The 22,864-nt window shown below is 69.7% G+C and carries 23 protein-coding genes and 3 pseudogenes; 20 read left to right on the top strand and 6 right to left on the bottom strand.

Annotated elements, in window-relative coordinates:
- Window positions 1-46: 46 nt before the first annotated feature.
- The gene (locus tag ABZ027_RS32445) at window positions 47-268 is read right to left on the bottom strand and encodes a DUF3311 domain-containing protein (protein WP_356774553.1); all 222 of its coding nucleotides are present in this window, start codon (window positions 266-268) and stop codon (window positions 47-49) included.
- 166 nt (window positions 269-434) lie between these two features.
- Here ABZ027_RS32445 and ABZ027_RS32440 point away from each other — a divergent pair, with 166 nt between their 5' ends.
- From ABZ027_RS32440 to ABZ027_RS32425, 4 genes are all read left to right on the top strand, one after another.
- The gene (locus ABZ027_RS32440) at window positions 435-1,997 is read left to right on the top strand and encodes a sodium:solute symporter (protein WP_356774551.1); all 1,563 of its coding nucleotides are present in this window, start codon (window positions 435-437) and stop codon (window positions 1,995-1,997) included.
- A 56-nt stretch (window positions 1,998-2,053) separates the two neighbouring features.
- Window positions 2,054-2,611, top strand: a complete 558-nt coding sequence (locus ABZ027_RS32435; protein ID WP_356774581.1) for a SigE family RNA polymerase sigma factor — start codon at window positions 2,054-2,056, stop codon at window positions 2,609-2,611.
- 194 nt (window positions 2,612-2,805) lie between these two features.
- Window positions 2,806-3,060, top strand: coding sequence for a hypothetical protein (locus ABZ027_RS32430; protein ID WP_356774579.1), 255 nt, complete (start codon window positions 2,806-2,808; stop codon window positions 3,058-3,060).
- A gap of 81 nt (window positions 3,061-3,141) precedes the next feature.
- On the top strand, window positions 3,142-4,095 hold the full coding sequence (locus tag ABZ027_RS32425) for a YihY/virulence factor BrkB family protein (protein WP_356774549.1): 954 nt from the start codon (window positions 3,142-3,144) through the stop codon (window positions 4,093-4,095).
- 103 nt (window positions 4,096-4,198) lie between these two features.
- On the opposite strand, the gene ABZ027_RS32420 is transcribed toward ABZ027_RS32425, so the two are convergent.
- Entirely contained in the window at window positions 4,199-4,774 is a 576-nt protein-coding gene (locus tag ABZ027_RS32420; protein WP_356774547.1) for a CGNR zinc finger domain-containing protein, read from the bottom strand.
- Window positions 4,775-4,877: 103 nt separating this feature from the next.
- Between ABZ027_RS32420 and ABZ027_RS32415 the strand changes: the two genes are divergently transcribed.
- A complete protein-coding gene (locus ABZ027_RS32415) occupies window positions 4,878-6,050 on the top strand; it encodes an epoxide hydrolase family protein (protein ID WP_356774545.1) in 1,173 nt (390 codons plus the stop codon).
- Window positions 6,051-6,074: 24 nt separating this feature from the next.
- Here the strand turns inward: ABZ027_RS32415 and ABZ027_RS32410 are convergent, their stop codons facing one another.
- Window positions 6,075-6,923 (bottom strand): alpha/beta hydrolase-fold protein, encoded by an 849-nt coding sequence (locus ABZ027_RS32410; protein WP_356774543.1) that lies wholly within the window; start codon window positions 6,921-6,923, stop codon window positions 6,075-6,077.
- Window positions 6,924-7,008: 85 nt separating this feature from the next.
- Here ABZ027_RS32410 and ABZ027_RS32405 point away from each other — a divergent pair.
- Window positions 7,009-7,576: pseudogene (locus ABZ027_RS32405) on the top strand (zinc-binding dehydrogenase); the annotation flags it as partial.
- Window positions 7,577-7,655: 79 nt separating this feature from the next.
- Here the strand turns inward: ABZ027_RS32405 and ABZ027_RS32400 are convergent.
- Complete coding sequence (locus ABZ027_RS32400; protein WP_356774541.1) at window positions 7,656-9,116, bottom strand: glyceraldehyde-3-phosphate dehydrogenase; 1,461 nt, start codon at window positions 9,114-9,116, stop codon at window positions 7,656-7,658.
- Window positions 9,117-9,410: 294 nt separating this feature from the next.
- Between ABZ027_RS32400 and ABZ027_RS32395 the strand changes: the two genes are divergently transcribed.
- From ABZ027_RS32395 to ABZ027_RS32375, 5 genes are all read left to right on the top strand, one after another.
- A complete protein-coding gene (locus ABZ027_RS32395) occupies window positions 9,411-9,812 on the top strand; it encodes an SseB family protein (protein WP_356774539.1) in 402 nt (133 codons plus the stop codon).
- A gap of 204 nt (window positions 9,813-10,016) precedes the next feature.
- The gene (locus ABZ027_RS32390) at window positions 10,017-10,466 is read left to right on the top strand and encodes an SRPBCC domain-containing protein (protein WP_356774537.1); all 450 of its coding nucleotides are present in this window, start codon (window positions 10,017-10,019) and stop codon (window positions 10,464-10,466) included.
- Window positions 10,467-10,548: 82 nt separating this feature from the next.
- A complete protein-coding gene (locus tag ABZ027_RS32385; protein ID WP_356774535.1) occupies window positions 10,549-12,948 on the top strand; it encodes a glycosyltransferase in 2,400 nt (799 codons plus the stop codon).
- 160 nt (window positions 12,949-13,108) lie between these two features.
- Complete coding sequence (locus ABZ027_RS32380) at window positions 13,109-13,537, top strand: hypothetical protein (protein ID WP_356774533.1); 429 nt, start codon at window positions 13,109-13,111, stop codon at window positions 13,535-13,537.
- 140 nt (window positions 13,538-13,677) lie between these two features.
- Window positions 13,678-14,646 (top strand): glycosyltransferase family A protein, encoded by a 969-nt coding sequence (locus ABZ027_RS32375; RefSeq protein WP_356774531.1) that lies wholly within the window; start codon window positions 13,678-13,680, stop codon window positions 14,644-14,646.
- Window positions 14,647-14,676: 30 nt separating this feature from the next.
- Here the strand turns inward: ABZ027_RS32375 and ABZ027_RS32370 are convergent, their stop codons facing one another.
- Both ABZ027_RS32370 and ABZ027_RS32365 read right to left on the bottom strand, forming a co-directional pair.
- Window positions 14,677-15,084 (bottom strand): MarR family transcriptional regulator, encoded by a 408-nt coding sequence (locus tag ABZ027_RS32370; RefSeq protein WP_356774529.1) that lies wholly within the window; start codon window positions 15,082-15,084, stop codon window positions 14,677-14,679.
- Window positions 15,085-15,239: 155 nt separating this feature from the next.
- Window positions 15,240-15,589, bottom strand: a pseudogene (locus ABZ027_RS32365) (glyoxalase).
- Window positions 15,590-15,905: 316 nt separating this feature from the next.
- Here ABZ027_RS32365 and ABZ027_RS32360 point away from each other — a divergent pair.
- The 9 genes and pseudogenes from ABZ027_RS32360 to ABZ027_RS32320 all read left to right on the top strand — a co-directional run bounded on the left by ABZ027_RS32360 (window position 15,906) and on the right by ABZ027_RS32320 (window position 22,851).
- Window positions 15,906-16,193, top strand: a complete 288-nt coding sequence (locus ABZ027_RS32360) for a helix-turn-helix domain-containing protein (protein ID WP_356774527.1) — start codon at window positions 15,906-15,908, stop codon at window positions 16,191-16,193.
- Between the two features lie 61 nt (window positions 16,194-16,254).
- Window positions 16,255-17,217, top strand: coding sequence for an SMP-30/gluconolactonase/LRE family protein (locus ABZ027_RS32355; protein WP_356774525.1), 963 nt, complete (start codon window positions 16,255-16,257; stop codon window positions 17,215-17,217).
- A gap of 165 nt (window positions 17,218-17,382) precedes the next feature.
- A complete protein-coding gene (gene crcB, locus ABZ027_RS32350; protein WP_356774523.1) occupies window positions 17,383-17,844 on the top strand; it encodes a fluoride efflux transporter CrcB in 462 nt (153 codons plus the stop codon).
- A pseudogene (locus ABZ027_RS32345) lies at window positions 17,841-18,222 on the top strand (DUF190 domain-containing protein). Before crcB (ABZ027_RS32350) ends, ABZ027_RS32345 begins: the two are co-directional and overlap by 4 nt.
- Window positions 18,219-18,593: a fluoride efflux transporter CrcB gene (gene crcB, locus ABZ027_RS32340; RefSeq protein ID WP_356774521.1), complete on the top strand. Its 375-nt coding sequence runs from the start codon at window positions 18,219-18,221 to the stop codon at window positions 18,591-18,593. Before ABZ027_RS32345 ends, crcB (ABZ027_RS32340) begins: the two are co-directional and overlap by 4 nt.
- A gap of 92 nt (window positions 18,594-18,685) precedes the next feature.
- Window positions 18,686-19,522: an undecaprenyl-diphosphate phosphatase gene (locus ABZ027_RS32335; protein ID WP_356774519.1), complete on the top strand. Its 837-nt coding sequence runs from the start codon at window positions 18,686-18,688 to the stop codon at window positions 19,520-19,522.
- Window positions 19,523-19,688: 166 nt separating this feature from the next.
- Entirely contained in the window at window positions 19,689-20,366 is a 678-nt protein-coding gene (locus ABZ027_RS32330; RefSeq protein WP_356774577.1) for a FadR/GntR family transcriptional regulator, read from the top strand.
- Window positions 20,363-21,802: an amino acid permease gene (locus ABZ027_RS32325; RefSeq protein ID WP_356774517.1), complete on the top strand. Its 1,440-nt coding sequence runs from the start codon at window positions 20,363-20,365 to the stop codon at window positions 21,800-21,802. Before ABZ027_RS32330 ends, ABZ027_RS32325 begins: the two co-directional genes overlap by 4 nt.
- Window positions 21,803-21,834: 32 nt before the next feature.
- Entirely contained in the window at window positions 21,835-22,851 is a 1,017-nt protein-coding gene (locus tag ABZ027_RS32320) for an asparaginase (protein ID WP_356774515.1), read from the top strand.
- Window positions 22,852-22,864: the final 13 nt, after the last annotated feature.

Here is a 22,864-nt window from a genome sequence, read left to right as displayed (position 1 = left end):
CTCGAGGGTGGTGTGACGGTACGTGCGAGAAGGTCAGCGACCCGGGTCAGGGGTCACGATGGTCGTGCCTGGTCAGGGCGTACGCGGCGAGCAGGCACAGGCCGCACCCCGGCACCCAGGCGAGCTGGTACCAGTAGAAGAACGGCGTGCCCGCCAGCCGTGGACCGGCACCGGCGTACCAGGGCACCCACAGCAGTCCCGCCGCGGGCGCGAGGAGCAGCAGGGCGACGGCGACGCGCCGTAGCCGGCGATGACCGGTCCGTGCCATGACCTGCGCTCCTCTCCCGCTCGCTGTGGGTCTGTGCAAGAGTTGCCCACCCGCCGGAAGTGGTTGACAGCCGATTTCCAGAAGATTTCCGGCGATGGCCCGTCAACCGAACCAGCCGTCCGCGCAACCAACCGGTGAGATCCAGGCACACCAAGGACGGTGACCCATGGCCGACAGCGCCATGACCGCGACGTTTCTCGCCGTGATCGGCGGAGCGTCGCTGCTCGCCGTCACCGCACGCCGTCTGCACCCCAGTGACCGGCTGCCCTCCCTGGAGGGCTGGGCGCTGGCCGACCGGAGCCTCGGCCCGGTGTGGACCTGGTTCCTGCTGGGCGGCACGATCTTCACCGCGTACACCTTCACCGCCGTCCCCGGACTGGCGTACGGAAACGGCGCGCCCGCCTTCTTCGCGGTGCCCTACACGGTGATCGTCTGCCCGCTCGCCTTCGTGCTGCTGAGCCGCCTGTGGACCGTGGCCCGCCGCAACGGTTACATCACCGCCGCCGACTTCGTGCGCGGACGGTACGGGTCGCCTCCGCTGGCCCTGGTGGTCGCGCTGACCGGGATACTCGCCACGATGCCGTACCTGGCGCTGCAACTGCTGGGTATCCGCGCGGTGCTGACAGCCGGAGGTGTGTACCCGCGCGGCGCGGGCGGTGACCTGGTGATGGTGGCGCTCTTCGCCGGACTCGCGGTGGCGACCTACCGGCACGGGTTGCGCGCGCCGACCGTCATCTCCGCGCTCAAGGCGGTGGCCGTGTTCGTCTCGCTCACCGCGGTCTGCTGGCTGGTCCTCGACCGGCTCGGCGGCCCAGGCCCGGTCTTCGACGGGGCCGCCCGACGGCTCGGCCAAACGGACTCGGCCCACTCCGCGCTGCTGCTGTCTCCCGCCCAGCAGCCCGCCTACGCCACCCTCGCCCTCGGCTCCGCGCTGGCTCTGCTGATGTACCCGCATGTCCTGACCGCAGGTTTCGCCGCCGACGGTCCGCGCACCCTGCGCAAGGTCTCCGTGGCGCTGCCCGCCTGGACCGGGCTGCTCGCGCTCTTCGGGTTCCTCGGCATCGCCGCGCTCGCGGTGGGCGTACGGGCGCCGAAGGGCGGTGCCGAGGCGGCGGTGCCGATGCTGGTCGACCGGCTGATGCCGGCGCCGCTGGCCGGGCTGGTGTTCGCCGCGATCACCGTGGGGGCGCTGGTCCCGGCGGCAGTGATGTCCATCGCGGCCGCCACCAGTTTCGTACGGAACGTGTACGTCGAGTACGTCCACCCGACCGCGACACCCAAGCGGCAGGTACGTGTCGCCAAGGCGGTGTCGCTGACCGCCAAGGTGGGGGCGGTCGCGTTCGTGTTCGGGCTGCGCGACCAGGACGCGATCAATCTCCAACTGCTGGGCGGGGTCTGGATCCTGCAGATCTTCCCGGCCGTGGCCGTCGGGCTGTTCACCGGCCGACTCCATCCCCGGGCGCTGCTGGCCGGCTGGGCCGTGGGCATGGCGGCCGGAACCGTCCTGGTGGTGCGGGAGGGGTTCTCCTCCGTCGTCCCGATCGGTCTCGGCGGCCCGCACCTCGAGATCTACGCCGGGCTCGTCGCCCTCCTGCTGAATCTGACCGTCGCCGTGGCCGCCACCTGGGCCCTGGAACGCCTGGGCGTCCCACGCGGCGCCGACCTCACCGACCTGCCGACCCGCCTGGCCGTCAGGCGGCGCCCCGAGACGGGAGCGAACAACCCGTGAGACGCAGACAGAACATCCCCCTCACGAACGTCCCCCTCGCGAACGTTCCCCTCACGCTGCCGCCCGTGCCGCCGCCCGCCTCCGCGGCGGATCCCCTCACCCCCACGGTGGCCGATCCGGCGGATCTGGAGCGGGAGGCCGCCCTTGCCCGCCTGTTCGAGCTGCACTACGCCTCCATGCTGCGGCTGGCCGCGCTGCTCGGCGCGGACGACCCGGAGAACGTGGTCGCCGAGGCGTACTACCAGATCTACCGCAAGTGGCGCCGGCTGCGGGACAGTGAGGCCGCGGTGGCGTATCTGCGCTCCACCGTCTGCAATCTGACCCGGATGCGGATACGTCACCTCCAGGTGGCCCGTCGGCACGTGGAGAACCCGCCGGAGGAGGTCGTCGACTCCGCGGAGAGCACCGCCCTCCTCCACGACGACCAGCGGGTGCTGATCGAGGCGCTCCAGCAACTGCCGGGCCGTCAGCGCGAGGCACTGGTGCTGCGGCACTGGCTCGGGCTGAAGGAGAGTGAGATCGCCGCGGCGATGGGGATCTCCTGCGGCTCGGTCAAGACCCACACCGCGCGCGGCATCGCCGCCCTGAGTCAGGCGATGGAGGCCCGACGATGAACGACACCGGTCGGGGGCGCACCCACAACGAACGCACCAAACGCACCAGCAGCGAACGCACCGACAACGAGCGCACCGACAACGAGCGCACCGACAACGAGCGCACCAACGAGCACGCCGACGACGAACGCACCGAGCACGCACGTGTCCACAACGGCCGCGCTGCGGCTGACGTCGGCCGGACCGAGCGGGAACTGCGCGAGGCGCTGGAGACGCTGGCCGGGGGAGTACGGGCCGCGCCCGACGCGTACCGCACGGCCCGGGGCGAGTGGCTGCGCCGCGAGCGCCGCCGCCGACTGGTCCTCACGGTCCTGATCGCCGTCGTCTTCACCCTGGCCACCCTGATCGGCCTGTGGGTCCTCAACCACGCCCCGGCCGACCACGGCGTCATCTTCTCGGGCGCCGGGCAGGCCACCGCGCTGGGAGAGCCGACGGCCGGCCGGCGGTGACGGCGGACTTCCCGGACGGCCGTCGCTCCTCGAAAACGGCTGCTCCAAGCATGTCCCCGGCACACTGGGTACTCCGGCGTCATGGCGCGCACATCGACATCCTGGCCGGCGGTGCTCAAGGGCACCGTGAAGGAGTTCAAGGACGACGAACTCACCGACCGCGCAGCGGCGTTGACGTATTACGGAGTCCTGTCGCTGTTTCCGGCCCTCCTGGTGCTGGTCTCGCTGCTGGGCATCACCGGGCGGGCCGCGACCGATCAGGTCCTCGACAACCTGCGGAAGCTGGCACCCGGCTCGGCCCGGGACATCATCGGTGACGCGGTGCGGGAGCTCCAGGGGCGGGGCGGTATCGGCTCGGTGATGGCGGTCGTCGGCCTGGTGTTGGCCGTGTGGTCGGCGTCCGGCTACATCGCGGCCTTCATCCGCAGCGCGAACGCGGTGTACGACATCCCCGAGGGCCGCCCGGTGTGGAAGCTGCTGCCGGTCCGGGTGGGAGTGACGGTGCTGCTGCTGGTGCTGGCGGTGATCAGCGCGCTGATCGTGGTGTTCACGGGGAGTCTCGCCCAAGAGGCCGGCGCGGCGCTCGGCATCGGGGACACCGCCCTGACCGCCTGGTCGATCGCGAAGTGGCCGGTGCTGATCGTGCTGGTCACCGTCATGATCGGGATCCTGTACTGGGCGGCGCCGAACGTGCGGGGCCAAGGCATCAAGTGGATCACCCCGGGCTGTCTCCTCGCGCTGCTGATCTGGCTGATCGCGTCCGCGGGGTTCGCGTTCTACGCGGCGAACTTCGGCTCGTACAACAAGACCTACGGCACCCTCGCCGGCGTGATCGTCTTCCTGGTGTGGATGTGGATCAGCAACATCGCGATCCTGCTGGGTCTGGAGTTCGACGCCGAAGTCGCCCGGCAGCGCGCCGTCGCCGACGGGCTGCCCGACGACGAGGAACCCTACGTCCCGCCCCGTGACACGGCCGCCTGGAGCGAGGAGGACCACCGTCGTATGGAGGACCGCTGCAGTACGGAGGACCACTGAGGTATGGAGGGCTGAGGCCGCGTCTCCCGATGTTCACGCGTTGATCAACTCCCCACCGGCGCCCGCCCGAAGCGGGCGCCGGACCGCGTGGTTCAGCCGACGGTCACTCCGCTGATCTGGCGTTCTTGCGCTGGTTGGCGTTGAAGCGCGCCTTCTTCTGACGATTCCCGCACGTGTTCATGTCGCACCATCTGCGGGTGCGGCTCTGGCTGGTGTCGAAGAAGGCGGCTCGGCAGGTCGGTGACGCGCACAGGGCCAGCTTGCCGTCTCGTTCGCCCGCGATGATGCTGATCGCGTCGGCGGCGATCACGCTGAGGGCATCTTCCACGGGGGAAGCCGAGCCGAGCCGCCATCGCCGCTCACCCTCGGGCGTCAGGATCGCCGCGGCCCGACCCTGAGCGCTGCGGTCATTGATGACGTGGACAGCGGACGCGGGCAGAGCGTCCTGGATCGCGGCCGCTGTCGCGGCGGCGTGGATCGACTCCCTCAGCTGCCGAGCGAGGTCGAGCTGGGCAATGGTGCAGGAGTCGACAGCGAGGCCGTTCACCGCCAGCCAGTCGACGAGCCGTTGCGGCGTGGGAATGCGCTCCACAGCTTTGCCATGACGCTCCGACAGGGTCCCGGTGAAGCTGGTCGCCAGCACCTTGCCGAGGCGGAACTCGGGGAACTCAACACGCATGGAACCACCTTAGCTGGTTGCGACGCGACTCAGAGAACTGTTAGAACCTTCTTAGCCGGTTCTCGATAGGTCGTTGCCGGTTCCGCGATGGCCAGGAGGTCTCATGCCCCGTCCAACCACCGACGTGCACGCATGTGAAGCCCGTGCAACGGACGCTGACCTCGACGATCTGCGCGCGAGACTGGCCGCGGCGCGACTACCGGAGGCCGAGACGGTGCATGGCGCCGCGCCCGGCCCTCGCCGATGGGAACAGGGGGTTCCTCTCGCCGACCTCGTCGATGTCGTGAACTACTGGCGCAATGGGTACGACTGGCGGTCGTTCGAAGAACGCCTCAACCGGATCGGCCAGTTCCGCACGACCATCGATGATCTGGGAATCCACTTCCTGCACCGTCGATCCGCGCGTGCGGACGCCACTCCTCTGATCGTGACGCACGGCTGGCCGGGCAGCATTGTCGAGTTCATCGATGTGGTGGACGAGTTGGCAGATCCGAAGGATGCGGACACGCCGGCGTTCCACGTCGTGGTCCCGTCGCTACCAGGCTTTGGTCACAGCGAGAAGCCGACCACCACCGGGTGGGGAACCGAAAAGATCGCGGCCGCCTGGGTGGAACTGATGGGACGGCTCGGCTACAGCAAGTTCGCGGCGCACGGCGGTGACTGGGGAGGCAATATCACCACGGTTCTCGGCGGCAGGTTCCCGGAGCACGTCCTCGGCATCCACACCACGTTCGCGGAGGGGCCGCCCGGGTTGACAACGGACGGGCTGACGGCGGCCGAGCGCAAGTGGACCGAGGAGACCCGCGATTTCTGGCACCACCGCGCGGCGTACGCGAAGCAACAGGCGACCCGGCCGCAGACCATCGGCTACTCGCTCGTCGACTCACCGGTCGGGCTTCTTGCCTGGATCCTCGACAAGTTCGCCGAGTGGTCGGACACCGAGGACAGTCCGTTCGAGACGATCTCCATGGACCGCGTTCTCGACAACGTCACCCTGTACTGGCTGACGCGGACCGGCGCATCGGCGGCCCGCATCTACTACGAGAGCCACAACTCGCTGGACCCCGAACTGCGGGTCGACGTCCCGTCAGCGATCACCATGTATCCCCGCGACATCGAGAGGTGCCCGCGCCCCTGGGCACAGGAGCGGTACCGGCAGATCGTCCGATGGAGGTCACCCGAAACCGGGGGACATTTCCCGTCGCTGGAGGTTCCCGAGTATTTCGTCAAGGACCTGCGGGAGGGCCTCGCGGCTGTGCTGGCCGCGGGCCGATGAACGCAGTTGGTTGATGCAGCTCGATCAATCCTCGTCGGGCCGCCACAGCCAGCGCAGAGCGTCAGGGAGCAGGACGCCGCCGTGGTTGGGGCTGTGCCCGCCGTCTCCCAGGACGAGGCGGAAGTCGTAGCCCCCTTCGGCGAGAGCGGCTGCCACACGCAGGTTCTCGGCGAGCCAGTTCCGCTGTGGCTCATTCCAGTTCAGGTCGCGGTGGCCGCCTTGCATGAAGATGCGCAGCGGCTTGCGGGGGACGCGGGGGACGAGGTCCGGGTAGGGATTGCCGTCCGGCATCTGCGCGAAGCTCGACAGGTATGCGATGACGCGGCGGAACTTGTCCGGGCGTAGCCACGCGGCGGTGAAGGCGCAGTTGCCGCCGCTGCTCCCGCCGCAGATGCCCCACCTTTCGGGCGACTGGGAGATGGCGTAACGCTCCGCGACCTGCGGGATGATCTCGGTGAGGAGGAAGGTGACGTACTGGTCGTCGAAGGCGTCGTACTCGTTGTTGCGGTTCTTCGGTTTCTCCGCGTCGGGGAAGACTCCAGGATCGACGAACACGCCGATGGTGACCGGGATGTCGCCGCGGTGAATGAGGTTGTCCAGGACGATCGCGCCGCGTACCTCCCCCGCGGGGTCCAGGTACCACCATCCGTCCTGGAACACCATCAGGGAGGCCGGTTCCGCCGGGTCGTACTGTGCGGGCACGTGTACCCAGAACTTCCGGAAGGTTCCCGGGTAGATCTCGCTGCCCCGCCACTCGAACGCAACCGTCTCGCCGGCGGGCACGCCCGGCTGTGGAGCGGAATCGGGACCGTGGACGTAGCGCACGTCCGACTGGTCGATCGGAAGTGGCCGGTAGGGCATCTCGATGGTCACGGCGAGCAACTCTAGGTGGATCACCACCCTTGGCGACCCACCGGGAGGGGGGAATGTGCCCGTCCGGAACTGTGTTGCCGGGGGTCTGATGGTCACCGGCGTGACCGCGGTGCACGTTCTGGAAGCCATCGGCCTGCGCAAGGGCGAGTCGGTGCTGATCCACGGCGCCGCGGGCGGAGTCGGCCTGACAGCCGTGCAGCCGGCTGTCGCGCGCGGTGCCACTGTCCTGGGGACGGCGAGCCCGGCCAGCATGACCTGCTGCGCGACCTCGGAGCGATTCCGGTCGCGTACGGGCCCGGTCCGGTCGACCGGGTACGCGAGGCGGCGCCCGATGGCGTCGACGCGGCGGCCGACCTGGTCGGCACCGACGAAGCGGTCGACGTCTCGGTGGAACTCGTGGCGGACCGGGCCCGTACGGCCACCATCGCGGCGTTCCAGCGCGGGGCCCGGCCGGCATCAAGCTCTTGGGGGCGGGCCCGGCGCGGACCGGGACGGAGATCCGCGCCGCCGCCCGCCTGCAGCTCACGGAAGCGGCGGGGACCGGCCGACGGCGTGTCCTGATCGCCGGCAGTTTCCCGCTGCGGGAAGCGGCCGCCGCCCATCGTCAGATCATGACCGGCCACACCACGGGCGAAATCGTCCTGGTGCCGTGAGACAAGGGGCGGCGGGTGGGCCGAGTGCAGCCGGTGCGCATTTCCCACCCGCGTGCGCACCGACCCGCGGACCCTGCGGTCAGACCGCCGGCACCGGGGCCGGGTACGTGGGGTACTCCACACCGGAGACGTGCTGGACGACACGGATGACCTGGCAGGAGTAGCCGAACTCGTTGTCGTACCAGAGGTAGAGGATCGCGTTGTCGCCGTCGACCTTGGTCGCGCCGGCGTCGACGATCGACGCGTGACGGGAGCCGATGAAGTCGCTGGAGACCGCGTCGGGGGCGGTGGTGAAGTCGATCTGACGCTTGAGCGGGGAGGTCAGCGAGACCTCGCGGAGGTGGTCGAGGACCTCCTCGCGGGTGGTCTCGCGGCCGAGCCGCAGGCTGAGGATCGCGATGGAGACGTCCGGCACCGGGACCCGGATCGAGCTGCCGGTGATCGGCGCGTCGAGGCCGGGCAGCGCCTTGGCGACGGCGGAGGCGGCACCCGTCTCGGTGATGACCATGTTGAGCGGCGCGGAGCGGCCCCGGCGATCGGCCTTGTGGTAGTTGTCCAGCAGGTTCTGGTCGTTGGTGAACGAGTGCACGGTCTCCACGTGCCCCCGCAGGACGCCGTACTCGTCCGCCATCGCCTTCAGCGGCGGCACGATCGCGTTGGTGGTGCAGGACGCGCAGGACAGGATCCGCTCGTCCGGCTTGATGGTGTCGTGGTTGACGCCGTGCACGATGTTCGGGACGTCGCCCTTGCCCGGCGCGGTCAGCACGACCTTGTCGATGCCGGGACGCAGGTGCTCCGAGAGGCCCTCGCGGTCCCGCCACTTGCCGGTGTTGTCGATGAGGATGGCGTCCTTGATGCCGTACGCCGTGTAGTCGACCTCCGCCGGGTCGTCGGCGTAGATCACCCTGATCTCGTTGCCGTTGGCGACGATGGTGCTGTTCGCCTCGTCGACGGTGATCGTGCCCTGGAACTGCCCGTGGATGGAGTCGCGGCGCAGCAACGAGGCCCGCTTGACGAGGTCCTCGGCGGCCCGGCCGCCGGTGCCGCGCACGACGATGGCGCGCAGCCGCAGGCCGTTGCCGGAGCCGGTCTTCTCGATCAGCAGGCGGGCGACGAGACGGCCGATGCGGCCGAAACCGTAGAGGACGACGTCGCGCGGCTCACGGCGCTCGACCCGGTCCGCGCCGGTGGCACCGGCGACCGCCTCGGCGGTGAACTCCGCCACGGAAAGGCCTCGGCCGTCGGTCCGGTAGGTCGCGGCGAGCATGCCGATGTCGATCTGGGACGGGCCGAGATCCAGGGCGGCGAGCGTCTGGAGGAACGGCAGCGTCTCGGTGACCGACAGCTCCTCGCCGGCTATCTGACGGGCGAAGCGGTGGGTCTTGAGGATGCTCACGACCGACTTGTTCACCAGGGAGCGGCTGTGCAGCAGGACGGTCACGTCCCGCTCGCGGTGCAGCTTCCCGATGAGGGGGATCATCGACTCCGCGATCTCCTCGCGAGTCTTCCAGTTGGTGAACGAGTCGTCCTTGACAGTCACGAGTATCTCTTTCGAGCTAGGTGGCGCTCATATGCTAAACCTCCGCTCGAACCGTTCCGCGCGCCGGGTCGGGCTATGGCCGCCCTGAGGTGCCGCCGGGGCACATCTCGCTTCTCCCGAACCGGCCCGGCCGCCCCCTGACCTGCGCCGGGTTCCGTGAAACCCATGTGAAACCCCTGAACCCCCGGATCCCGGAGGATTGCTCTGGTGAACGTCGGGTACGCGACCAGAACCGCGCCCGGAGCGATCTTGCGCCGGGCGGGCCGCAAGACCGCCGCTATCTAGGGATCAGCCATGGACACACCCGCGTACGACAACACCGTCACACCGGCCCGGCGGGCGCTGGACGCGCTGGCCGAGAACACCGAGGACACGGCGGCGCTGGCCACGCTCGCGAGCAGCGAGGTGCTCGTGCCCGTGCCCGACGACGCCGGCCAGGACGAGGTCAGCGACCCCAGCACGGTCGCGCTGCCCGTCCTCGAGCAGCGGGACGGGGCCCCGGTGGTGCCCGTGTTCACCTCCGAACCGGAGATGGCCGAGCTCCTCCCGTACGTCTCCCGCTACCGCATGGTCCCGCTGGGCGCGCTGGCCGCACAGTGGCCGGCCGACGAGCTGTCCCTGACCATCGACGCCAGCTCCGCGCACCCGCTGACCCTCACCTCGGAAGGCGTGCGCACCCTGCTCGCCAGGCCCTGAGGACGACCCGGACCGGGCCCGGCCGCACCTATCCAGCGGCCGGGGCCGCCGGGGCGCGACGACAGGTATCTGACGATCACCGACCGGTTCGGGTCCGGCGTGCGCGCGAGCCCGTGCCCCCTGCCTGGTACAACACGTCCGCTTTCTTCTGGTTCCCACGTAGAGCATTTCGAGTTCGGCGCCTTCGGTAAGAGGAGGTTCGAGATGACGCGTGACGGCGGGTTGAGGCTGCATCTGCGACGTGTCCTTCGCGCACCACGCCCGGTCGTGTTCCGTGCTGTGACCGAGCCGCAGGAATTGGTCAAGTGGTGGGGGCCAGAGGGGTTCACCATTCCGAATGTGGACAGCGATGTGCGGCCAGGAGGCAATTACCGGATCGCGATGCAGCCTCCGGAAGGTGCTCTCTTCCACCTGGTGGGGGAATTCCTCGAGGTCGACCCTCCGGAGCGCCTGTCCTACACCTTCCGGTGGGAGGATCCCGATCCCGAGGATCGGGAAACAGTGGTGACGCTGTCCCTTAGGGACATCGGCGGTACGTCGGTCGAGCTGGTCCTCGATCAGGGCGACTTCGCCACGGAGCGGCGCCGAGCTCTGCACGAGGAGGGCTGGACACAGGGGCTCGACAAGCTGGCGGAGCTGATACGCGGCATCTGAGCTCATGGGCCGCCCGGGTGAATGTTCCACCGGCGATCCCACGGGAAAACGCCTTGGTCGAATGAATCGTCATACTGTGTGAATGCCCGCGCAGAAGCAGATTCCCGCCCTGATTCACCAGACCTGGAAAGACGCCGATGTGCCCACCCGATGGAAGAAGTGGGCTGATTCATGGCGCGCTCATCACCCGGGCTGGGGATACCGCTTGTGGACCGACTCCGACAATCGCACATTCCTCCAGGAGCACTATCCATGGTTCCTGCCGGTCTACGACGGCTACGCGGAACCGATCATGCGGGCCGACGCAATTCGCTATTTCCTGCTCGACCATTTCGGCGGGCTCTACGTGGACCTGGACTTCGAGTGTCTGAAGCCGGTCGACGAGATCATTGACGGCCAGGAACTCGTCCTCGGGTGCGAGCCCCAGGCGCACACGCAGTTGCTACTGGCCCGCCAGGGCGGATTCAGCCGCATCGTGGGCAACGCGTTCATCGCGTCACGGCCGGGCCACCCCTTCTGGGCACATGTACACCGACAGCTGGTCGGCGCCCACAGAATGCCTGGTGCTCTGGACGCCACGGGCCCCTTCTTCCTCAGCAGAGCGATCGACAGCGCCCCGGAGTCCGCCTCGATCACGATCCTCGACCCGGAGGTCCTGTACCCCGAGGTGAGCCCGTACGCGACAGAGCTGCTGGGCCCGCAGCCAACCGACTACGGGCGTGCGCACGCCGTGCACCACTGGTCCGGCAGCTGGGTGCGCGACGCCCCCGGGACGGCGCGGGCATCGGCCGCCAAACGGTTCCCGTTCTGGGCGAGCCAGGAGCTGCAACCGCTCGCCGACGGCCTCCTCAACCTGGACGCGCAACGCCGCCGCTGGTCCTCGGGCGCGCCGACGCCGACGGTGTCCTGTCTGATGGTGACGAAGGATCGCTCATCCACCGCCCGGCGCGCGATCACGTGCTTCCGTGCGCAGACCTATCCCAGTCTGGAGCTGGTCGTCCTGGAGGACGGCACGGACGACGCCCTTGAGCGGCACATCCGCGAGCTGGACGACCCGAGGATCATCCATCACCGGCTCCCTGCGGAGGGCCGGCCGTTGGGCGACCTGCGCAACGAGGCGGTGGACCGGGCCACCGGTCCCTACGTGTGCCAGTGGGACGACGACGACCTGTACGACCCGGAGCGGGTCGAGACGCAGATGGCGGCCATTCTCTCGCTCGGCGCCGAGGCCTGCTTCCTCGTGCGTGAACGGCTGTGGTGGCCCGCTCGCCACAAGCTCGCGATCTCCTGCGCCCGTGTCTGGGAGGGGTCGATGGTGTGCGCCAAGGACCGCCTCCCGCGCTACCCGGCACTGAGACGGGGCGAGGACACCCCGGTGGCGGAAGAAGTGGTCCGCACCTGCCGGGTGGTGTCGCTCGACGCGCCGGAGCTGTACACGTACGTGTGTCACGGCGGCAACACGTTCGACGAGGCCCATTTCGCGGAGCACTTCGACGTGGCGACCCAGAGCTGGTCCGAACCGGGCGCATACGCCGAGCGGTTGCTCGCGATGGCGACCCGGCTGCCGATCGGGCCGGAGGACATCGCCCACGCCGAGACCGGTCCCGCCGCCCGGGCCTCCGAGCGACCACCACCCGCCGCCCTCGAGCCCGCGCCCGGCCCGGCGAACGAGCGACCCCCGGTGCTGGTGCTCACCCCTCTCAAGGACGCCGCGGCGTTCCTGCCGGGCTACCTGGACAACCTCCGCGCCCTGGACTACCCGCGCGAGGCGATCTCCCTGGGCCTGCTGGAGGGCGACAGCACGGACACGACGCCGGAGCTGCTCCGACAGGTCCTGCCCGCCCTCGAGGCGGACTACCGGCGAGTCACCCTCGTACACCGTGACTTCGGCCTCCAGCTGGCCGGCCCTCGTTGGGAACCTGGCGTCCAGCGCCGTCGCCGGTCGGTGCTGGCCAAGGTGCGCAACCATCTGCTCTCCCAAGCCCTCGCCGACGAGGAATGGGTGCTGTGGCTCGACGCGGATGTCACCTGCTGCCCGGCGGACCTCGTCCAGCGCCTGCTCGGTGCGCGCAAGGACATCGTCGTCCCCCACTGCGCCACGACGGCCGGTGGACCCACATATGACCTCAACACCTTCGTCCTGCACCCCAGGGCCGGCACGCTCAATTGGTCCCAGTGGCTGCGCGACGGCATTCTGCAGCCGCCCAGGGGGTTCGGCCGGACCTATCTCGACGAACTGCGGGGACAAGGGCTCATCCGCGTCGACTCGGTCGGCGGCACCGCACTGCTGGTACGTGCCGACCTCCATCGGGACGGTCTGATCTTCCCCTCCTTCCCGTACCAGCACCTGATCGAGACCGAAGGTCTGGCCGCGATGGCCCGCGACATGGGCACCTCCTGCTGGGCGCTGCCCGACCTGGAAGTACTGCACCCGCACCACGCCACGGATCTGGCGGACATCGGGGCCATGTCCCCGTCCTGACCGATCGAGGCCGGGCACCGGGTGCCGAAGCGGCATAGCTCACATGGAGTACACGAACGGGCGCCTTGAGTGACGAAATCCTACGGTGATGCTGCTGCCCCAGTCGTGGAGTTCACCAGCCACAGAGGGCAGATCCCAGCCCCCGAAAGGAAGGCACACCGTGAAAGCCCGTGTCATGTCCTCCCTCGCCCTCCCTGCCGCTCTGGCGACCGCCGGACTGCTCAATTCCGCGGAGGCGGCCTACGCGACCGCCCTCGGTGCGGACGCGCCGACAGCGACCGCGCCGTACGCGCACCACGGACAGCCGATAGGCGCCGACGTCACCCTCACCCCCGGGAACGGGCACCCCTGCACGCCCATCGGGAACGTCACCGTCACCGACTACGGGCACTGCTGCACCCCCGTCGGCAACGTGACCATCACCGACTACGGGCACTGCTGCACCCCGGTGGCCAACATGACCATCACCGACTACGGGCACTGCTGCACGCCGGTGGCCAACCTGACCATCTGTGACTACGGGCACCATCAGGAGCTCGCACACGGCCACCACGATCACGTCCCTGGGCGTCTACAGCACTCCAGCTAGCACCCGATCCGGCTGGCCCGCTGCGACGTGGCCCTCGAAACAGGGCCGGGGGGGGCGTCGGCGCCCGACGTCGCGGAACCCTGCCGACCGTATGCCCGGATCCCCTCCATCCCCTTCCGTTCCGAAGCGAAAGACGGCGCATGCCCCACAGATCCGACCCTGTGGTCTCAGTGGTCATCCCCTGCCACAACTACGCCCGCTATCTGCCCGAGGCGGTCTCCAGCGTCCTCGCCCAGACATTCCGTTCCTGGGAAATCGTCATCGTCGACGACGGCAGCACCGACAACACCGTCGAGGTGGCCCAGGGCCTGGCCGCCCGTCACCCCGACCGGTGCATCAGGCTGCTTCAACAGACCAACGCCGGGGTCTCCGCCGCGCGCAACACCGGAATCGACGCAAGCGCGGGCCGATACATCCTTCCGCTGGACGCCGACGACGTGATCGCACCCACGATGCTGGAGAAGACCGTCGAGGTGCTGGAAAACAACCCCGCCATCGCCATCGCCTCGACCGATGTGTTCACCTTCACCGACGACGATCTGCCCCCGCAGGCGATGCCCCTGCCCGCCTACAGCAGAGAGCTGCTGCTCCAGCGGCTGATCATGTTCTACTGCTCGCTGTACCGCCGCGAGGCGTGGCAGACCGTCGGCGGGTACGACGAGACCATGCGGGCGGGGGAGGACTGGGACTTCTGGATCGGCTGCGTCGAGCACGGCTTCGACGCCCACCACATCCATGAGCCGCTGTTCGGGGCGCGCAACAAGGACACCGGACTGCACCTGGAAGCCGCCGAGAACGACCTGGCGATCCGGGCCCGGATCGTGGCCAACCACCCGGACCTGTTCAAGCCGATCACCCGTGGCTGGGCACACGCCGTGCTCACCCAGGACGCGGAAGCCTGCCTGCGGGACGAGCACGTGCCCGACGACATCCTGACCCGGGCCACCGAGATGGACCAGTTCCTCACCGCGGTCATGGCCCTGCAGCGCACCACGCGGGTGCAGTACTACCACATCCGCCGACTGGAGAAGGCGCTGGCCGCTCAGGGCGGCATCGCCGACCCGTCCGTCCCGGAGAAAGAGCCCGCCCCGACGGCTTCCACCGTCTGACGCGGTTGTCGCGATAGGCCTGACGGAGTCCTACGAGCCCAGCATCCGGGCCAGCACGTCCCGCTGCAGCGGCCGGACCCGCGCGTGCAGGTCTCGGCCCGCGCGGGTCAGGGCCACCCACACACCCCGCCGGTCCTCCGCGCAGACGGAGCGTTCCACCAGGCCGTCCTTCTCCAGACGGCCGATCAGCCGGGACAGCGCGCTCTGGCTGAGATGCACTCGTCCGACGAGGTTCTGGACCCGGCACTGGTCGCCCTCCTCGGGCGACTCCGCGGCCAGGATGTCGAGCACCTCGAAGTCGCTCGCGCCCAGCCCGTGCGGGTGCAGCACGCGGTCGATCTCGCACATCGTGCGGGCATGCACGGACAGGATGTCCCGCCACCGCTCCTCGAGGCCGCCCCCGACCCCTACCCCGACTCCGACCGTTTTCGCCGTCATACCAGCACGGTAGCACCGATCCGGCCATTCGTTGAGCATGCAACTAGTGCATGCGCAAGGAGTGTCGAACGGGGCGCGGTGCGCGACGAGTGCATGCGCGAGGCGGATGCGTGACGGGCGTGCGCAGTCGATATCCCCGAGAAGAACCAGGGCGGTCAGGCGGGCGGATCCTGCGTCAACCCGATCAGGTTCCCGTCCGCGTCCTTCACCGAGGCGATCAGCTTGCCGCCGCCGACGTCCTGGGTGTCCTGGAGCAGCTCCGCGCCGGCGGCCAGCAGCGCCGCGAGGGTCTCTCTGAGGTCGGTCACGTGCCAGTAGGGGACCGGACCGGTCATGCCCCGCGCGTGCCCGTTGGGGTCGAGGCCGACATCCTGCCCGGCGTCGCGGAACCCGACGTAGTACGACTCGTCGGCGTACGGTTCCACCCCAGCAGGGCCGCGAACAGGGCCTTCGCCGGAGCGAGATCCTTGACGGGGTAGATGATCGTCTTGAGGCCTGCGGTCATGGCGTACTCCTCCGTACCGAGTGGACCCGACGGATGGTGTCGGTGCCTCTCACGCTAGGCCGGGGAGCGGGCGGCCGCTTCTTCGATCCTGACCGGTTGCCGTACCGGCGTTTCCAGGTCCGGGACCCTCGCCCGTACGAGGACCCGAGCCGCGGGCGACGCGGGTCCTCGCGCAGGAGCAAGCTGCGCTGTGCACGACGTGCGCTGCAAGGGAGTTGGGTACCGGACAAGCTTGACCGGTCGCCGGACAGGGCGGCTCGCACTGCGGGACAGTGGGACGACGCGGTACGCCGAGGGTTCGGACGGAGGGGACACGATGCTGAGGACTCCCACCGGCCCGAGGCGCCTGCACATCCTGGAATGGCTGAAGGACCCCGCCGCACACTTTCCGCCGCAGCGGCACGGCGACCCCGGCGAGGACGGTGTCACCGCGGACGCCGTGGCCCGCAAACTCGGCGTGAGCCGCTCGGTCGCCGAGACGCACCTCGGCCTCCTCGCGGACCTCGGCCTGCTGCGCACCCGAAGAGTCCGGCGCCGCACCCACTACCGGCGCGACGAGATGCGGATCGCCGAAGTGGCGCGCATGTTCGAGAAGGGCTGGTAGACACCGACCCGGCACGGGTACCCGCTCGGCCGGCCGTCTCCGACAGCGAGGAGAAGCACAAATGGCCCGGCCCACTGCCCTCGTCCCCCGCCGCTACCTCGCCGTCGGCGGACGCGGCCCCGAGGATGTCGTCGCCGATGCCCGCGGACGTGTCCTCACGGGGGTGGAGGACGGGCGCATCCTGCGCCTGGACGGGCTGACGGGGCCCGCCGCGCCGCGCGTCGAGGTGCTCGCCGAGACCGGCGGCAGGCCGCTCGGCCTCGAACTCCATCCGGACGGCACCCTGCTGGTGTGCGACGCGGAACGCGGTCTGCTGCGGATCGACCTCGCAAACGGAGGCGTACGGGTCCTCGCCGACTCGGTGGCGGGGGAGCCGCTGCGGTTCTGCAGCAACGCGGTCGCCCTGTCCGACGGAAGCGTGTACTTCACCGTCTCCAGTCGCCGCTACCCCCTGCGGCAGTGGATCGGCGACATCGTCGAGCACACCGGCACCGGCCGCCTGCTGCGCCTGGCCCCCGGCAGTGACACGCCCGAGGTCCTCCTGGAGGGACTGCAGTTCGCCAACGGACTGGCCCCGAGCGGCGACGAGTCCTTCCTGGTCGTCGCCGAGACGGGCGCCTGCCGGCTGACCCGCTACTGGCTCACCGGACCGCGCGCGGGACACGGCGAGCTCTTCACCGACAGCCTTCCGGGGATGCCCGACAACATCTGGCGGTCCGGGCCCAGGGGCCCGGTCTGGGTGTCGCTGGCCGGCCCCCGCATCCCCGTGCTGGAGAGCCTGCACCGCGGTACCGCATCCGTTCGCAGCGCCGCCGCACGTCTGGCCGTTCGCGCTCCCTTCCGCCCCACCGGCACGATCGGCGTCCTGGCGGTCGACGACGACGGTCGGGTGGTCCACCACCTCACCCGACGTCATTCCGGCTTCCGCATGGTCACCAGCGTCTGCGAGAGCGAGGGCCACCTGGTCCTGGGCAGCCTGTGGGAGCGCGGCGTCGCGGTCTGCGAGGCACCGGTCACCACATGACCCCGGCTCAGCCCGGGGTTACGCTGTTGAGCGGCCGCGACCACCCTCGCGGCGCGGCGGTGGGGCCCGCCGTACCCGAACCGCGGCAGGCCGCCGCCAACGGTCCCTACTTGCGAACGCGCGCGCCTGGCTGCCCGGGCCCCGGCGAGTAGGAGACGCACGACCATGACAGCCCCGGAGACCGAGAGCCACCCCACCGCCGCGCGCACCCCCCGGCGACCCGACCGACGTGGTCAGGCCCCCGTCGTCGCCGTGGTCGCGCTCGGCGGCGCCCTCGGCGCCACGGCCCGCTACGCACTCACCCTGGCGTGGCCCGCCGAGCCCGGTACGTTCCCCTGGGCGACCTTCTGGACCAATGTCGTCGGCTGTGCCGTGATCGGCGTGTTCATGGTGGTCATCACCGATGTGTGGGCCGCCCACCGCCTGGTCCGCCCCTTCTTCGGCACCGGTGTCCTCGGCGGCTTCACCACCTTCTCGACGTACGCCGTCGGCATCCAGAAACTGGTCGACTCGGGCCACCCCCGCACCGGGCTGGCCTACCTCGCGGCGACCCTGCTCGCGGCGCTCACGGCGGTGTGGCTCGCGGTCGCGGCCGCCCGCCGCGTCCTGAAGTGGAGGCAGACATGACGAGGCTGACCCACCGCGCCCTGCGCCTGACCGTCTTCGTCGGCGAGCACGACACCTGGCACCACAAGCCCCTGTACAGCGAGATCGTGCACCGGGCCCATGCGGCGGGCCTCGCGGGCGCCAGTGTCTTCCGGGGCGTCGAGGGCTTCGGGGCCTCCTCCCTGATCCACACCTCGCGCCTGCTCTCCCTGAGCGAGGACCTGCCGGTCGCCGTGGTGATCGTCGACGACGAGGAGCGCGTACGGGCCTTCCTGCCTCAGCTCGACGAACTCGTCACCGAGGGGCTGGTGACCCTCGACGACTGCGAGGTCGTCCGCTACACCGGCCAGAAGGACGAACAGGGGCAATCCGGGCATGAAAGGTAAGAGGTCGTTGTGAACTGGCTGCTGGTCGTCGTGGGGGCCATGGTCGGCGCCCCGCTCCGTTACCTCACGGACCGGGCCGTGCAGTCCCGGCACGACTCGGTCTTTCCCTGGGGCACCTTCGCGGTCAATGTCACCGGCTGTCTGATCCTCGGCCTGCTGACCGGCGCGGCGGCCGCCGGAGCCGCCGGTTCCCACCTCCAGCTGCTCCTGGGCACCGGCCTGTGCGGGGCGCTGACGACGTACTCGACCTTCTCCTACGAGACCCTCCGTCTGACCGAGACGGGATCCGGGTTCTACGCCGCCGCCAATGTGGCCGCCAGCGTGATCGCGGGTCTCGGCGCGGCCTTCGCGGGAGTGAGCCTGGCGCAGGCGGTGTGGGCGTAGGGGTCCGGCGGTGCGGGCTCGGCCCGGCTCTCGCCCGCGTGTAGTAAGACTGTCCCCGCCGCACTGGCCCTCCCCGAGAAGAACTGGATCCCATGAGCGTCATCAGCGTCGGTCAGGCTGTCGTCCTCGGAGCCGTGGAGGGGGTGACCGAGTTCCTGCCCGTGTCCTCCACCGGCCATCTGAAGATCGTCGAGGGGCTGATGCACATCCCCGTGGACGATGACGCCGTCGTCGGGTTCTCGGCCGTCATCCAGGTCGGAGCGATCGCGGCCGTGCTCGTGTACTTCTTCAAGGACATCGTGCGGATCGTCTCCGCCTGGGGCCGGGGGATCAGGAACCGTGAGGAGCGCTACCACCACGACTACAAGTTCGCCTGGTGGGTCATCTACGCCACCATCCCGATCGTCGTCGTCGGTCTGGCGGCCAAGCCGCTGATCGAGGGGCCGCTCGCCTCGCTGTGGGTGGTGGCCGGCTCGCTGATCGTCGGCAGCGGCGTGATGTGGGCGGCGGACCAGATGGGCAGGCACAAGCGCGGGGAGGACGACACCTCCTTCAAGGACGCCATGCTGGTCGGCGCCTCCCAGATCCTCGCCCTGCTCTTCCCCGGTTTCTCCCGCTCCGGCGCCACCATGTCCACCGCGCTCATCCTCGACCTGGACCGGGTGGCCGCGACGAGGCTCTCGTTCTTCCTCGGCATCCCCGCGCTGACCGGCGCCGGCCTGTACGAACTCAAGGACGCGCTGGGGGCGGGGGTGGGCGCCGCCCCGCTCGCGGTCGGCACCGCGGTCTCCTTCGTCGTCGCCTACGGGTCGATCGCCTGGCTGCTGAAGTTCGTGGCCAAGCACTCCTTCAACGCCTTCGTGATCTACCGGATCCTGGTCGGCGGGCTGCTCTTCGGACTGCTGGCCACGGGCGCGCTGAGCAGCTGACCTTCCTCGTGCGCGGTGGGGTGTGAGAGCGCGTTCAGGCCTCCACGCCCCACAAATCTCCCCTTCCGGATCCCTTGACAGCACCCGCTCGCCACCCGGAGTATTCACTCCCGTGAACCTGTCAGACAGCCAGACAGCCAGTCAGGGCCCGCGGCGCGTCAGCGCCATGGAAGCGGTGCTCGGGCACCTGCGCGCCGCCATCGAGCGCGGTGAGTACGCGATCGGCGACAAGCTCCCCTCCGAGGCGGAGCTGTGCCGCACCCTCGAGGTCTCCCGGCCTGTGCTGCGGGAGGCCCTGAGGGCCCTGCAGACCATGGGGCTGACCGTGTCCAAGACCGGCAAGGGCACCTTCGTCCTCGCCAACGCCGTCGAAGACCCCACCTTCGGCGACTACGCGGCCAGCGACCTGCTGGAGGTGCGCCGCCACGTGGAGATCCCGGTCGCCGGGTACGCGGCGCGCCGGCGCACCGCCGAGAACCTGGACCACCTGGCCCACCTCCTGGACCGGATGGAGCAGGAGACCGACACCACCGCGTGGGTCGCGATGGACACGCTGTTCCATCTCGGCGTGGCTCAGGCCGCCCAGAACCCGGTCTTCCGCCGGGTCATCGAGGAGATCCGCGACGCACTGGCGCGTCAGTCGGCCTTCCTCAACGAACTGGGCGGACGCCGCGAGCAGTCCAACCGCGAGCACCGGGCGATCGTCGAAGCGCTGATGGACGGTTCCGAGACCGACGCGGTGGACGCCATGGCCCACCATCTCGACCGCGTCGAGACCACCCTCACCGACATCGTGCGCTCCCCGCGCACGGACATCCCCACGGAAGGCGGACCCGAGGCGTGAGCGAGTACCTCAAAGAAGAGACGCGCACAGCGGCCGCACACGTAGACGCCGGAGACGTCGGCTACAGCAAGTCCCTGAAGTCCCGGCACGTCAACATGATCGCCATCGGCGGCGCCATCGGCACCGGCCTCTTCCTCGGTGCCGGCGGCCGCCTCGCCGACGCCGGCCCCTCCCTGTTCATCGCCTACGCGGTCTGCGGGATCTTCGCCTTCCTGGTCGTCCGCGCCCTCGGCGAACTCGTCCTGTACCGGCCCTCGTCCGGCGCCTTCGTGTCGTACGCCCGCGAGTTCCTGGGTGAGAAGGGCGCCTTCACCGCGGGCTGGATGTACTTCCTGAACTGGGCGACCACCGGTATCGCCGACATCACCGCGGTGGCCACCTACACCCACTACTGGGGCATGTTCTCCGACATCCCGCAGTGGGTGATCGCGCTGATCGCGCTCGCCGTGGTCCTCACCGTGAACCTGATCTCCGTGAAGATCTTCGGCGAACTGGAGTTCTGGTTCGCGATCGTCAAGGTCAGCGCGCTCGTGATCTTCATGTGCATCGGCATCTTCCTGCTGGTCACGCAGCACCCGGTGGACGGCGCCACCCCCGGCCCGTCCCTGATCACCGACAACGGCGGCCTCTTCCCCAGCGGTCTGCTGCCGATGCTGCTGATCATCCAGGGCGTCGTCTTCGCCTACGCCTCCGTCGAGCTGGTCGGTGTCACGGCCGGTGAGACCGAGAACCCCGAGAAGATCATGCCGAAGGCGATCAACTCGATCATGTGGCGGGTCGGTCTGTTCTACGTCGGCTCGGTCGTCCTGCTGTCGATGCTGCTGCCGTGGAACCGGTACACGGCCGGCGAGAGCCCCTTCGTGACCGTGCTGTCCAACATCGGCATCCCGGCGGCCGGCGGCGTGATGAACCTCGTCGTGCTCACCGCGGCCATGTCCTCGCTCAACTCCGGCCTGTACTCCACCGGCCGCATCCTGCGCTCCATGGCGATGTCGGGCTCGGCCCCCAAGTTCACGGGCGTGATGAGCCGCAGCCAGGTCCCCTACGGCGGCATCCTGCTCACCAGCGGCATCTGCGTCCTCGGCGTCGGCCTCAACTTCGTCGTCCCGGCCGACGCCTTCGAGATCGTGCTGAACTTCGCGGCGATCGGCATCCTCTCCACCTGGGGCATGATCATGGTCTGCCACCTGGTGTTCTGGCAGAAGGCCCAGAAGGGCGAGCTCTCCCGCCCCGGCTACCGACTGCCGGGTTCCCCCTGGACCGAAGTGGTGACGCTGGCGTTCCTCGCCTCCGTCCTGGTCCTCATGTACGCCGACGGCGGCGCCGGACGCACCACCGTGCTGTGTCTGCCGCTGATCATCGGGGCCCTGGTCGTCGGATGGTTCGCCGTCCGGCGCCGGGTCGCACGCACGTCCACCACCGGAAACGGCGCGTGACCCGCGCGCCGTTCCCTGAGAAGAAGGCAGTGATGTACAGCAGTTCCGTCGCGGACGCACCCCTGATCCGCGAGCCCCTCCACGCTCCCGTCGCCCACCTGATACGCGGCGGGGTCGTCGAGGGCATCCACTACGGCTCCGTCGTCGTTCTCGACGCCGACGGCGGGGTCCGGTTCCAACTCGGCGATGTGGAGGCCGCCTTCTACCCACGCTCGGCACTCAAACCCCTCCAGGCCGTCGCCATGGTCCGGGCCGGGCTCCCGCTCGACGGTGAGCTGCTCTCGCTCGCCGCCGCCAGCCACTCCGGCGAGGAACGCCACCTGGCCGGCAGCCGCCGCATCCTGGAGCTCGCCGGGCTCTCGGAGGACGATCTGCGCAACGTGCGCGACCTGCCCTTCGACCCGGTCGTCCGCGACGACTGGATCCGGGCGGGCCGACTTCCCTCCCGGCTCGCCCAGAACTGCTCCGGCAAGCACGCGGCCATGCTGTACGTCTGCGAGCTCAACGGCTGGTCCCTGGACGACTACCTCGACCCCGGGCACCCGCTCCAGCAGGCCATCGCCGAGATCGTCGAGGACCTCACCGGACAGCGCATCGCCCGGGTGACCGTGGACGGCTGCGGCGCGCCCCTGTTCTCCGTCTCCCTGCACGGCCTGGCCCGGGCCGCCGCCCGTATCACCACCGCCGCCCCCGGCACGCCGGAGGCGCGGGTGGCCGACGCGATGCGCGAACACGCCGAGATGGCGTCCGGCTCCGGCCGGGACGTCGCCGCGCTGATGCGGGCGGTACCGGGGCTTCTCGCCAAGGACGGCTTCGAAGGCGTCCAGGTCGCCGCGCTCCCGGACGGCCGTGCCGTCGCCGTGAAGATAGCCGACGGGGCGAACCGGGCGCGTGTCCCGGTCGCCGCGGCCGCCCTGGCCCGGGCCGGCGTCGATCCCGCGGCACTCACCGAGTTCGCGGGGGAGCCGCTGCTCGGGGGCGGAGAAGCGGTCGGCTGTGTGCGGCCGGTGCGCGCACTCGACCCGGTCACGCTCTCCGCGTGCGCCTGACGTTCGCGTGCGT

The sequence above is a fragment of the Streptomyces sp. NPDC006332 genome, assembly GCF_040612855.1.
Lineage (GTDB): Bacteria > Actinomycetota > Actinomycetes > Streptomycetales > Streptomycetaceae > Streptomyces.
This window is presented reverse-complemented; position numbering and strand designations above follow the sequence as displayed.

Excerpts from the sequence above, each read along its gene's own strand:
- ABZ027_RS32395 (WP_356774539.1), top strand. The coding sequence starts at position 9,411 with ATGGACACACCCGCGTACGACAACACCGTCACACCGGCCCGGCGGGCG.
- ABZ027_RS32320 (WP_356774515.1), top strand. The coding sequence starts at position 21,835 with ATGTACAGCAGTTCCGTCGCGGACGCACCCCTGATCCGCGAGCCCCTC.
- ABZ027_RS32335 (WP_356774519.1), top strand. The coding sequence starts at position 18,686 with ATGAGCGTCATCAGCGTCGGTCAGGCTGTCGTCCTCGGAGCCGTGGAG.
- ABZ027_RS32425 (WP_356774549.1), top strand. The coding sequence starts at position 3,142 with ATGGCGCGCACATCGACATCCTGGCCGGCGGTGCTCAAGGGCACCGTG.
- ABZ027_RS32330 (WP_356774577.1), top strand. The coding sequence starts at position 19,689 with ATGGAAGCGGTGCTCGGGCACCTGCGCGCCGCCATCGAGCGCGGTGAG.
- ABZ027_RS32420 (WP_356774547.1), bottom strand. The coding sequence starts at position 4,774 with ATGCGTGTTGAGTTCCCCGAGTTCCGCCTCGGCAAGGTGCTGGCGACC.
- ABZ027_RS32360 (WP_356774527.1), top strand. The coding sequence starts at position 15,906 with ATGCTGAGGACTCCCACCGGCCCGAGGCGCCTGCACATCCTGGAATGG.
- ABZ027_RS32355 (WP_356774525.1), top strand. The coding sequence starts at position 16,255 with ATGGCCCGGCCCACTGCCCTCGTCCCCCGCCGCTACCTCGCCGTCGGC.
- ABZ027_RS32375 (WP_356774531.1), top strand. The coding sequence starts at position 13,678 with ATGCCCCACAGATCCGACCCTGTGGTCTCAGTGGTCATCCCCTGCCAC.
- ABZ027_RS32440 (WP_356774551.1), top strand. The coding sequence starts at position 435 with ATGGCCGACAGCGCCATGACCGCGACGTTTCTCGCCGTGATCGGCGGA.
- crcB (WP_356774523.1), top strand. The coding sequence starts at position 17,383 with ATGACAGCCCCGGAGACCGAGAGCCACCCCACCGCCGCGCGCACCCCC.
- ABZ027_RS32415 (WP_356774545.1), top strand. The coding sequence starts at position 4,878 with ATGCCCCGTCCAACCACCGACGTGCACGCATGTGAAGCCCGTGCAACG.
- ABZ027_RS32445 (WP_356774553.1), bottom strand. The coding sequence starts at position 268 with ATGGCACGGACCGGTCATCGCCGGCTACGGCGCGTCGCCGTCGCCCTG.
- ABZ027_RS32390 (WP_356774537.1), top strand. The coding sequence starts at position 10,017 with ATGACGCGTGACGGCGGGTTGAGGCTGCATCTGCGACGTGTCCTTCGC.
- ABZ027_RS32370 (WP_356774529.1), bottom strand. The coding sequence starts at position 15,084 with ATGACGGCGAAAACGGTCGGAGTCGGGGTAGGGGTCGGGGGCGGCCTC.
- ABZ027_RS32385 (WP_356774535.1), top strand. The coding sequence starts at position 10,549 with ATGCCCGCGCAGAAGCAGATTCCCGCCCTGATTCACCAGACCTGGAAA.